9 protein-coding genes are annotated in these 11153 nt (G+C 68.0%); 5 read left to right on the top strand and 4 right to left on the bottom strand.

Translation table 11 applies throughout. From position 1 onward, the window contains the following. Positions 1-232: 232 nt before the first annotated feature. Positions 233-4186: a DNA-directed RNA polymerase subunit beta' gene (locus ON19_RS27185; protein WP_043698893.1), complete on the top strand. Its 3954-nt coding sequence runs from the start codon at positions 233-235 to the stop codon at positions 4184-4186. 205 nt (positions 4187-4391) lie between these two features. Further along, positions 4392-4862 carry a PaaI family thioesterase gene (locus ON19_RS27180; RefSeq protein WP_043698897.1) on the top strand — a complete coding sequence of 157 codons (471 nt, stop codon included), beginning with the start codon at positions 4392-4394 and terminating at the stop codon, positions 4860-4862. A gap of 22 nt (positions 4863-4884) precedes the next feature. On the opposite strand, the gene ON19_RS27175 is transcribed toward ON19_RS27180, so the two are convergent. After that, the gene (locus ON19_RS27175; protein ID WP_043698891.1) at positions 4885-5895 is read right to left on the bottom strand and encodes an aldo/keto reductase; all 1011 of its coding nucleotides are present in this window, start codon (positions 5893-5895) and stop codon (positions 4885-4887) included. 100 nt (positions 5896-5995) lie between these two features. Here ON19_RS27175 and ON19_RS27170 point away from each other — a divergent pair, with 100 nt between their 5' ends. Next, the gene (locus ON19_RS27170) at positions 5996-6850 is read left to right on the top strand and encodes a helix-turn-helix transcriptional regulator (RefSeq protein WP_043698889.1); all 855 of its coding nucleotides are present in this window, start codon (positions 5996-5998) and stop codon (positions 6848-6850) included. Here ON19_RS27170 and ON19_RS27165 read toward each other — a convergent pair. Beyond that, positions 6847-7470, bottom strand: a complete 624-nt coding sequence (locus ON19_RS27165) for a DUF8020 domain-containing protein (protein WP_043698888.1) — start codon at positions 7468-7470, stop codon at positions 6847-6849. The two genes, ON19_RS27170 and ON19_RS27165, sit on opposite strands and share 4 nt — an antisense overlap. A gap of 123 nt (positions 7471-7593) precedes the next feature. Here ON19_RS27165 and ON19_RS27160 point away from each other — a divergent pair, with 123 nt between their 5' ends. After that, a complete protein-coding gene (locus ON19_RS27160) occupies positions 7594-7926 on the top strand; it encodes an ArsR/SmtB family transcription factor (RefSeq protein ID WP_043698886.1) in 333 nt (110 codons plus the stop codon). Continuing rightward, positions 7923-8399, top strand: coding sequence for an SRPBCC family protein (locus ON19_RS27155; RefSeq protein ID WP_043698884.1), 477 nt, complete (start codon positions 7923-7925; stop codon positions 8397-8399). Before ON19_RS27160 ends, ON19_RS27155 begins: the two co-directional genes overlap by 4 nt. Before the next feature lie 59 nt (positions 8400-8458). Here the strand turns inward: ON19_RS27155 and ON19_RS27150 are convergent, their stop codons facing one another. Next, a complete protein-coding gene (locus ON19_RS27150) occupies positions 8459-9865 on the bottom strand; it encodes a cytochrome P450 (RefSeq protein ID WP_051169354.1) in 1407 nt (468 codons plus the stop codon). After that, the gene (locus ON19_RS27145) at positions 9862-11022 is read right to left on the bottom strand and encodes an MAB_1171c family putative transporter (RefSeq protein ID WP_043698883.1); all 1161 of its coding nucleotides are present in this window, start codon (positions 11020-11022) and stop codon (positions 9862-9864) included. The genes ON19_RS27150 and ON19_RS27145 overlap by 4 nt, the downstream gene beginning before the upstream one ends. Between the last annotated feature and the right edge of the window lie 131 nt (positions 11023-11153).

Genomic DNA, 11153 nt, shown 5'->3' with positions numbered 1-11153 from the left:
GTCGTCCGACGGCGCCGCGATCGAGATGCGCGACGGCGACGACGAGGATTTGGAGCGCGCGGCGGCCAACCTGGGCATCAACCTGTCGAGGAACGAAGCGGCCACCGTCGACGATCTGGCGAACTAGGCGGTCGGCCGGATGCCGTCACCGACGGCATCCGGCCTCCGCAACGGATTACCCAACTAGTGAACTTTTGCTCGAATTCGACCCGCACAGGGGAAAGGAAGTTACGTGCTAGACGTCAACTTCTTCGATGAACTCCGGATCGGCCTCGCCACCGCCGACGACATCCGTCAGTGGTCCTACGGCGAGGTGAAGAAGCCGGAGACCATCAACTACCGCACGCTCAAGCCGGAGAAGGACGGCCTGTTCTGCGAGAAGATCTTCGGTCCCACCCGGGACTGGGAGTGCTACTGCGGCAAGTACAAGCGCGTCCGCTTCAAGGGCATCATCTGTGAGCGCTGTGGCGTCGAGGTGACTCGCGCCAAGGTGCGCCGCGAGCGCATGGGCCACATCGAGCTGGCCGCTCCGGTCACCCACATCTGGTACTTCAAGGGCGTGCCCTCGCGCCTGGGCTACCTGCTCGACCTGGCGCCGAAGGATCTGGAAAAGATCATCTACTTCGCCGCCTACGTCATCGTGGCGGTGGACGAGGAGCTGCGGCACAACGAGCTGTCCACGCTCGAGGCCGAGATGGAGGTCGAGAAGAAGGCGGTCGCCGACCAGCGGGACGCCGACCTCGAGGCCCGCGCCCAGAAGCTCGAGGCCGACCTGGCCGAGCTGGAGGCCGAAGGCGCCAAGTCCGACGTCCGCCGCAAGGTCAAGGACGGCGGCGAGCGGGAGATGCGCCAGCTCCGCGACCGCGCCCAGCGTGAGCTGGACCGGCTGGAGGAGATCTGGACCACCTTCACCAAGCTGGCGCCCAAGCAGCTCATCGTCGACGAGGTGCTCTACCGCGAGCTGGTCGACCGCTACGGCGAGTACTTCACCGGCGCGATGGGCGCGGAGTCCATCCAAAAGCTGATGGAGAGCTTCGACATCGAGGCCGAGGCCGAGTTGCTGCGCGAGACCATTCGCAGCGGCAAGGGCCAGAAGAAGCTGCGCGCGCTCAAGCGGCTCAAGGTCGTCGCGGCGTTCCAGACCAACGGCAACTCGCCGATGGGCATGGTGCTCGACGCCGTTCCGGTGATCCCGCCGGAGCTGCGCCCGATGGTTCAGCTCGACGGTGGCCGCTTCGCCACCTCCGACCTGAACGACCTGTACCGTCGCGTGATCAACCGCAACAACCGCCTCAAGCGACTGATCGACCTCGGCGCTCCCGAGATCATCGTCAACAACGAGAAGCGGATGCTGCAGGAGTCCGTCGACGCCCTGTTCGACAACGGCCGCCGCGGCCGTCCGGTCACCGGACCGGGCAACCGTCCGCTCAAGTCGCTGTCGGATCTGCTCAAGGGCAAGCAGGGCCGGTTCCGCCAGAACCTGCTCGGTAAGCGCGTCGACTACTCGGGCCGTTCGGTCATCGTCGTCGGTCCGCAGCTGAAGCTGCATCAGTGCGGTCTGCCCAAGCTGATGGCGCTGGAGCTGTTCAAGCCGTTCGTGATGAAGCGCCTGGTGGACCTGAACCACGCGCAGAACATCAAGTCGGCCAAGCGGATGGTGGAGCGGCAGCGGCCGCAGGTGTGGGACGTCCTCGAAGAGGTCATCGCCGAGCACCCGGTGCTGCTCAACCGTGCGCCCACCCTGCACCGCCTCGGTATCCAGGCCTTCGAGCCGCAGCTGGTGGAAGGCAAGGCCATCCAGCTGCACCCGCTGGTCTGTGAGGCGTTCAACGCCGACTTCGACGGTGACCAGATGGCCGTGCACCTGCCGCTGTCGGCGGAGGCGCAGGCCGAGGCGCGCATCCTGATGCTGTCGTCGAACAACATCCTCTCGCCCGCCTCGGGCCGGCCGCTGGCCATGCCGCGTCTGGACATGGTGACCGGCCTGTACTACCTGACCCGCCTGGAAGAGGGCGCGAAGGGTTCCTACCAGCCGGCCACCAAGGACGCTCCGGAGCAGGGCGTGTACTCCTCGCCCGCCGAGGCGCAGATGGCGGTGGACCGCGGTGAGCTCACCGTGCGTTCGCTGATCAAGGTCCGGTTGACCGACCAGCGCCCCCCGAAGGACGTCGAGTCGGAGCTGTTCCCGGAGGGCTGGCGCCGCGGCGACGCGTGGACCACCGAGACCACGCTGGGCCGGGTGCTGTTCAACGAGTTGCTGCCCGCGGACTACGCGTTCATCAACGAGCAGATGCCGAAGAAGCGTCAGGCGACGATCATCAACGATCTCGCCGAGCGCTACCCGATGATCGTGGTCGCGCAGACCGTCGACAAGCTCAAGGACGCCGGCTTCTACTGGGCCACGCGTTCGGGCGTGACGGTCTCCATGTCCGACGTGCTCGTGCCGCCGGAGAAGGCCGAGATCATGGAGCGCTACGAGGCGCAGTCGGATCAGATCGAGAAGAAGTACCAGCGTGGTGCGCTCGATCACCAGGAGCGCAACAACGCCCTGGTCAAGATCTGGCAGGAGGCGACCGAGGAGGTCGGTAAGGCGCTGCGCGCGCACTACCCGGCCGACAACCCGATCATCACGATCGTCGACTCGGGCGCCACGGGTAACTTCACCCAGACCCGTACCCTCGCCGGTATGAAGGGCCTGGTGACGAACCCGAAGGGTGAGTTCATCCCGCGGCCGATCAAGTCCTCCTTCCGTGAGGGCCTGACGGTTCTGGAGTACTTCATCAACACCCACGGCGCTCGTAAGGGTCTGGCCGACACCGCGCTGCGCACCGCCGACTCGGGTTACCTGACCCGTCGTCTGGTGGACGTCTCGCAGGACGTCATCGTGCGCGAGCACGACTGCGGAACCGAGCGCGGCATCGTGGTGCCGATCGCGGAGAAGCAGCTCGACGGCTCGATCATCCGCGACGCGCATGTGGAGACCTCCACCTACGCGCGCACGCTCGCGGCCGACGCGGTCGACGCGCAGGGCAACGTCATCGTGGCGAAGGGCGCCGACCTCGGCGATCCGGCGCTGGAGGCGCTGCTGGAGGCCGGTATCACCGAGGTGAAGGTCCGCTCCGTGCTGACCTGCACCACCGGCACCGGTGTGTGCGCGACCTGCTACGGCCGCTCGATGGCGACCGGCAAGCTGGTCGACATCGGTGAGGCCGTCGGTATCGTCGCCGCGCAGTCCATCGGTGAGCCCGGTACCCAGCTGACCATGCGTACCTTCCACCAGGGTGGTGTCGCGGGTGACGACATCACCGGCGGTCTGCCCCGCGTGCAGGAGCTGTTCGAGGCGCGCGTGCCGAAGGGCAAGGCGCCTATCGCCGAGGTCTCCGGTCGCGTGCGGCTGGAGGACGACGATCGCTTCTACAAGATCACCATCATCCCGGATGACGGTGGCGAAGAGGTTGTCTACGACAAGCTCTCGAAGCGGCAGCGTCTGCGGGTGTTCAAGCACGACGACGGCACCGAGCGTCTGCTCTCGGACGGTGACCACGTCGAGGTCGGCCAGCAGCTGCTGGAAGGCGCGGCGGATCCGCACGAGGTGCTGCGCATCATGGGCCCCCGTCAGGTTCAGGTCCACCTGGTCCACGAGGTCCAGGAGGTCTACCGCTCGCAGGGTGTGTCGATCCACGACAAGCACATCGAGGTGATCGTGCGCCAGATGCTGCGTCGCGTGACGATCATCGACTCGGGCGCGACGGAGTTCCTGCCCGGCTCGCTCACCGAGCGCGCCGAGTTCGAGGCATCCAACCGCCGCGTCGTCGCCGAGGGCAACGAGCCCGCGGCGGGTCGTCCGGTGCTGATGGGTATCACCAAGGCGTCGCTGGCCACCGATTCGTGGCTGTCGGCGGCGTCCTTCCAGGAGACCACCCGAGTTCTGACGGACGCGGCGATCAACTGCCGCTCCGACAAGCTCATCGGCCTCAAGGAGAACGTGATCATCGGTAAGCTGATCCCGGCCGGTACCGGTATCAACCGCTACCGGAACATCCAGGTGCAGCCGACCGAAGAAGCCCGTGCCGCCGCGTACGCGGTGCCGTCCTACGACGACACCTACTACAGCCCGGACAGCTTCGGTCAGACCACCGGCGCCGCGGTTCCGCTCGACGACTACGGCTTCAGCGACTACCGCTGATCCGTCAGCCGCAACGACACTCGGCCCCCGCTCCTTTCGGAGCGGGGGCCGAGTGCTTTCTGTCCGCCCTCTTCGTGCGGATCTACCCAGCAAGCGCGGGAAGACGCGAACGTGGCGCGCTGGGCGACCGGTTCGCGGTGGACAAAGGGGGCCGAAGCCAGTAGGAAATTAGAACGGGTTTCAATTCTGTTTTCGGGAGGTGGCGATGGACGGCGCGGCGCTGGGGGATCTGGTGGTGGCCGGTTTCCGGAAGCTGGGGTTCATCCAGTACGCCGGGGTCGAGTGGGAGGAGTTCGCGGCGGGGCGGAACGTGGTGTCGGTCGTGCCGCGGGCGGAGCATCTGAACCACAACGGGGATCTGCATGCCGCCGTGTTGTTCGGGATGGCGGAGACCGCCGCGATGGGTGCTTCTGTTTCGGGGATCGTGGACCTGATGGGGGATACGTTCATCGTCGCCAAGGACGGACGCATCGGGTACAAAGCCCGTGCGAAGGGGGATGCGGGGCCGTTCCTCGCCACTTCCGCGTTCTCCGCGGAGACGCTGGCGAAAATGCGGGCGGATATCGAGGCGAAAGTGCCGCTCGAGCTCGAGGTGCCGGTGGACATCACCGACGCCACCGGAAAGACCGTCGCCGCGGCGGTATTCACCGCGGTGCTCCGTCCGCGCCGATCCTGATCGCATCGGAGAGCTCGGCACCTCACCGCTCGCTGTCGAGCATCGCCATCTGTGCCGTCGCATAGCGTTCGCCCGCGATGCGGTCGGCAGGCACGGCCGATTCGATCGTGGACAACTCCTCGTCGGTGAGCACGATGTCCAGTGCGTCCACCGCTTCGGTCCAGCGCTCGCGTCGGCGGGTGCCGATGACCGGCACGATGTCCTCGCCGCGGGTCAGTGCCCAGGCGATGGCCAATTGCGCCACCGAAGCGTGCTTGCGCCTCGCGATCTCGTCCAGCGCACGGATCAGCTCGAGGTTCCGGTCCAGGTTCTCGCCCTGGAAGCGCGGGCTGTGCGCGCGGAAATCGTCTGCGGCGAAGGTGGTTCCCGGCTGGATCGCACTGCTGAGCAGTCCGCGCGACAACACGCCGTAGGCGGTGACGCCGATGCCGAGCTCGCGGCAGACCGGCAGGATCCCCGCCTCGATGCCCCGGGAGATCAGCGAGTACTCGATCTGCAGGTCCACGATCGGCCGCACCGCCGCCGCGCGCCGAATGGTTTCCGGCCCGACCTCGGACAGGCCCACATGACGCACGTAGCCGGCCTCGATCAGTTCGCCGATGGCACCCACCGTGTCCTCGATCGGCACCTCCGGATCGAGCCGGGCGGGGCGGTAGATGTCGATGTAGTCGACGCCGAGCCGCTCCAGGCTGTAGGTCAGGAAGTTGCGCAGCGCCACCGGCCGGTTGTCCACGCCGCCGAAGCTGCCGTCGGGCCCGCGCAGCGCGCCGAACTTCACGCTCAGCACCACGTCCTCCCGTGGCCGCTCGGCGATGGCTTTGCCGATCAGCATCTCGTTGTGACCGGCGCCGTAGAAATCGCCGGTGTCGATCAGGCCGACGCCGGAATCCAGCGCCGCGTGGATGGTGGCGATCGACTCGGCGTCGTCGCTCGCGCCGTACGCGCCGGACATGCCCATAGCGCCCAGGGCGATACGGCCGACGGTCGGGCCGGTGGCCCCGAGCCGCACTTCGTGGATCTTCGTTGTCGTCATGGCACCAGCCTGCGCGGGGCGCAACCGGTGCGGGAGAGACCGTTTATCGGGGGAGCGGCGATCCCTGGCTGAGCGCGCCGTTTCCGAGGACAGTATGGGCATGGACCGCGCCGAACTCGCCGACTTCCTGCGCCGTCGCCGGGAGCGGCTCACGCCCGCCGACATGGGCTTGCCGCCCGGCGTCCGGCGGCGCACGCCGGGGCTGCGCCGCGACGAGGTCGCGTTGCTCGCGGGTATCTCGACCGACTACTACACCCGGCTGGAGCAGTCGCGCGGCCCCCGCCCGTCCACCCAGGTGCTCGCCTCGCTCGCCCGCGCCCTGCGTTTCGACAACGACGAACGCGACCACCTCTACCATCTGTGCGGCCACGCGCCGCCGGGACGCGACGCTACCGACAAGCACGTGGGCCCCGGCCTGATGCACCTGCTCGCCAAGCTGGACGACACCGCGGCCACCGTCGTCACCGACCTCGGCGAGGTGCTCGTGCAGAACCGGATGCACACCCTGCTCGTCGGCGATCACGGCGAGCGGCGCGGCTGGGATCGGTACTACCCCTACCGCTGGTTCACCGACCCTGCCTCGCGCGCCGTCTTCCCGGAGGAGGACTGGGATCGGCTCGGTCGCAGGCACGTCGCCGATCTGCGTGCGACGGCCGCTCGCCGCGCTGGCGACGCGGACGTTCTCGAGCTCGTCGCCCGGCTACGGTCGGCGAGCGCCGAGTTCGACCGGCTCTGGGACGAACACCGGGTCGCGGTGCGGCTTTCGGATACCAAACGCATCCTGCAACCGCAGGTCGGCCTGATCGACATCGTCTGTGAAACGCTGCTCACACCCAACGCCGCCCAGCGCCTGCTGGTCTACCAACCGCGTCCCGGCACGGACGCGGCCGAGAAGCTGGACCTGCTGCGCGTGATCGGCACGCAGCGGCTGGCGCCCGCCGACCGGCTCGACTAGGGCGCGGTGATGTACTCGAGCGCCGCGTCGACGGCGGGCTGCCCGCCGCCGACGACGAATCCGGCCATCGCGCCGATCGCGGCACCCGCGACCGCGGCGGCGGGCACCGTGATGAAGTCCAGCACGAACAGGCCGAGCGGGAAGCCGACGACGAAGCCGATGGCCGCGCCGATGCCCGCGCCCGCCAGGATGGACGGCATGGCCTTCTCGGCCTCGGCGTAGAACCGCTCCTGGGCGCCGATGTCGCGCAGCGGAGTGTCGGCCATCGCGACCGGCGCGACGGTGAGCCGGTGGCCCGCGTCCTCGAGCACGGGCCGCAGCGCCACGCGCTGCTCCCCGATGCGCAGCGTCATCGGCAGCGCGGCCACCACCGCGCCGTCCCGATCGGAGACGGTCACGACGCGGCCGTCGTGGGTCAGCTCGAACGTCCCGTCCTGGATGGTCGCGACGGCGGCGCGCCGGTCCTCGGTGGCGGCGACCTCGTAGGCGACCTGGTGGAACGATCCGCGCAGGTCGAGCGGTGCGTCATCGGTCGAGGGCTGCGCGTGTGCGGCGCTCGTGGTGATCGCGGTGGCCGCCAGCGCGACCAGGGCCGTCGCGGTGAATTGGGAGATCCTCATCGTGCTCTTTCCTTGTGCCGCAACCGTGTCCGGTTCGTCGGGAAAAGATACCGCTCGGCGGGCCGGATCAGAAGTGCGAATTCCCTCTTGACGCCCGCGCCCATCTCAGTAACACTGAACTAGATGGTTCAGTATGACTTCTTGGATGCCTCCTTCGGAGCGCTCGCGGATCCCACACGGCGTGGGATTCTCGAATGCCTCGGCAGTGGGCCCGCGACCGTCAGCGAGCTGGCGGAGCGCTTCGAGATGACGCTCACCGGCGTCAAGAAGCACATCCAGCTGCTGGAGGCGGCGGGCATGGTGGTCACGGAGAAGCGCGGCCGGGTGCGGTACTGCCGCCTCGGTGCCAACGTCTTCGATCGCGAAGTGGCCTGGATGCAGGGCTACCGGCGGATGGTGGAAGCACGGATGGACCGTCTCGGCGAATTCCTCGAGCGAACGGAGCAGGACCGATGAGCACAACCACGAACGAAGCCGTCGTCACGGCCGACACCGACCGCGCGATCCACGTAGAGCGGGTCTTCGACGCGCCGCGCGAGCGGGTGTGGGACGCCTACAGCAGGATCGAGCTGCTCGCCCAATGGTGGGGGCGTGGCAACCGGCTGGATATCGAGCGCTGGGAGTTCCGTCCGGGCGGGCACTGGCGTTTCGTCGAGCACGCCGACGACGGAACCCACGGTTTCGAGGGCCGCTTCCGTGAGGTCACCCCGCAGGAGCGGATCGTGTACTCCTTCGAGTGGGACGGCATGCCCGCCTATGTCGCGATCGACAGCGTCAGCTTCGTCGATCTCGGTGACGGCCGCACCAAAGTGGTCACCGACAGTCAGTTCCACACGCCGCAGGAGCGGGACGGAATGCTCCAGTCGGGCATGGAGAGCGGGCTCAACGAGAGCTACCGCGCACTGGACGCACTGCTCGCGCGCGGCTGAGCCACGGACGCTTCGGCTCCGGTCACCGGTCGGGTGAGCGGGGCCGAAGCGGGTGGTGGCTAACCGTCGCGCCGGGAAACCTCGAGACGCAGGCGATCCGGCTTCAATGTGATCGTCTCTTTCACCCGCAGTTGGTAATCGGGCTCCGGGGTCAGATCGAAGGTCCGCAGCAGTGTGGCCAGGATCAGCACCATCTCGTGCTGAGCGAACTGGCGGCCGATGCAGGCGCGCATGCCCACGCCGAACGGCCGGTACAGCTCGGGATGGCGGCCGCGCACGCGCTCCGGAAGGAAACGGTCGGGATCGAACTGTTCGGGATCCGCGCCCCACAGCTCGTGGCGATGCAGCTGGAGCAGGACGATGAACACCCACTCGTTCTGCTCGAACGGATAGCGCCCGCCGAGCATCGTGTCCGCACGGGCTTTGCGAAAGTATCCGGGAGCGGTGGGCCACAGCCGAAGGGTCTCGTCCACGATGCGCCGCACGTAGCGCAGTTTCCCGACCTGCTCGAAGGTGAGGCTGTCGCCCGCGCAGACCTCGTCGATCTCCTGTCGGGCGCTTGCGGCGATCGCCGGGTTGATCGACAGATAGTGCAGCGCGAACGCCAGGACGCCCGCGGTGGTCTCGTGTCCCGCTGTGAGGAACGTCAGGATCTGGTGCCGGACATTGGTCGAGTCGAGCAGTTTTCCGGTTTCCGGATCCGGCACGGTCAGCATCCGGTCCAGTAGATCCCCGTGCTCACCCGCGCCCTCCCGCTGACGCCGTGCGATCACCTCATCGATCGTGCTGTTGACCAATTCCACGTCTCGCCGGTGCTGAGCACGCTGCTCGCGGAACACCGTGCGTTCGACGAGCGGATGCGAGTAGGCGGCGCGGTTGATGTAGGTCAGGGCCCGCAGCATCGCGGCGACCACCGGGTGCGGGTCGGTGCGGGTGAACGACTGGAACTCGTAGCCGAACGCGGCCCGCCCGATGACTTCCAGCGCGACCTTGTTGGTATCGGCGGGCACGTCGACCCACTCGCCCGCGCGGGCCGTCCAGTATTCGACGAGCTCGGCGGCGCAGGCTTGCATGGTGGCGTGGTAGCCGCGCATGGCGGCCGCGGTGAACGACGGCGCGAGGATGGCGTGGGCTTTGGCCCAGTTCGGTTCGGAGTTGTGCGCGGTGAACAGTCCGTCCCCGGCGACGGTCCGCAGATCCCGGATCGGCACACCGAGGAATTTGGCCCACAGCGCGTCGTCGTTGATTTCGCGCAGCAGGTCCGGATCCGACACGTAGGTCACGCGGGTCCCGAAGATGTTGCGTTCGTAGATCCCACCGTATTTCTGCGCGCCGCGCATCCCCCATTGGCTGCTGTCGGTGACGTGCAGATCCCATACGTCGCCGACGACCGGTAGTCGGAACGGCGGGTGCGGCAGCTCCCGGTCACTCGCCCGGATTCGCGGCTGGGAGTTCGTCGTGGTCATCTTGCTCCGTCCAGTTGTGCGCAAAGGTAGGTCTGTGCCGGGCCCCAATGCCGCGCGATACGGCGCAGCGTACGAGTTTCGTCGACGATGTCGCGGCCGGGCGCCGACGCGTGCAGCCGGAGATAGGAACCCGGCTGCGCGCCTTCGGCTTTGCGATGCAGGGCACGCGCGATCTGCACCGCCTCGGCGACGTCGGCGGGCACGTCGGCCGGTACCGGCTCGGCGAATCGCCCGAGCACGAGCAGCGAGTCTCGGATCTCCACCGTCATGCGGTGCAGGCGCCGCCGCGGGTCCAGGTCCGGGTCGGGTTGCGATGGGCGCGGAATCTCGGCGCACGTGGTCACCAGATCCCGCCACATCGGCGTCAGCTGCCGTACGGTTCGCGAGGCCGAGTCGATGCCCAGTCTGCGCGCGATTTCGGTGCCTACCCGGACGCCCGCGGCCAGCGAGCCGAGGCCGACCATGTAGACGAAGTTGTTCTCGTTGGCGTGGAACCGGAAGTCGACGAACGCCGCACCCGTCCCGGTCGCCGCGCAGACCGAGCTGGCGAAGATGGAGACGGCCTCTTCCAGCGTCCAGCCACCGACGATCAGGATCAGCAGGTAGGTGAGCTTGTGGGAAGGGCGTAACTGGCCCGCGCGCAGCTCCCGGACACTGGCCGCGAGCACCAGCAGGCCGGTCGCGCCGCACCAGCCGGAGAAGAACGCGAAGTAGGCGACCGTTTGCCAGCCTTCGGTCCGGTCGATGTACTGCCCCAGGGCGCGGGCGTGCGCGCCGAGGAGCAGCATCAGCACCATCGAGACGCCCGCCGCGCACCAGACGGCCCGGCGCATCCTCCGGTAGCTTTCCGACGCCTGCTCCGACCACCGTTCCGACCACGATTGCGCCAGCACGATCAGCGGCGCGAAGGTCGCGACGATGAACGTGGTCCCGAGTTGCCTCGTGAACCCCACGCTGAGCAGGCCCGCGTCGGCAAGCGCGTGCTGCACGGCCCCTTCGCGCAGGAGCGCCGCGATCACCGCACAAACCAGGGCATAGGTCACGTGGCGCTCGCTGGGCCGTGAGCCGCCGTGCAGCCACACCAGCCGCAACAGGGCCGCCGCCGCACTACCCGCGATGATCAGCCACGCGATGACCGGTGGGGCCGAGGAGGTCACCCCTCACCGCCCCAGAACGAGCGCATCGGCCGCGAGGAGCGCCAGCGCGAGACGCCGGACAGAAGCAGGTCCGCGAACAGCTCCGCCTCGTCCTCTTGGTGGTCGGCGAACTCGCTGCGTCCGAGTACCCG

It is taken from the genome of Nocardia abscessus NBRC 100374 (assembly GCF_000308455.1).
GTDB lineage: Bacteria > Actinomycetota > Actinomycetes > Mycobacteriales > Mycobacteriaceae > Nocardia > Nocardia abscessus.
The sequence above is the reverse complement of the archived record's forward strand: the minus strand, read 5'-3'. Positions and strand labels throughout refer to the sequence as shown.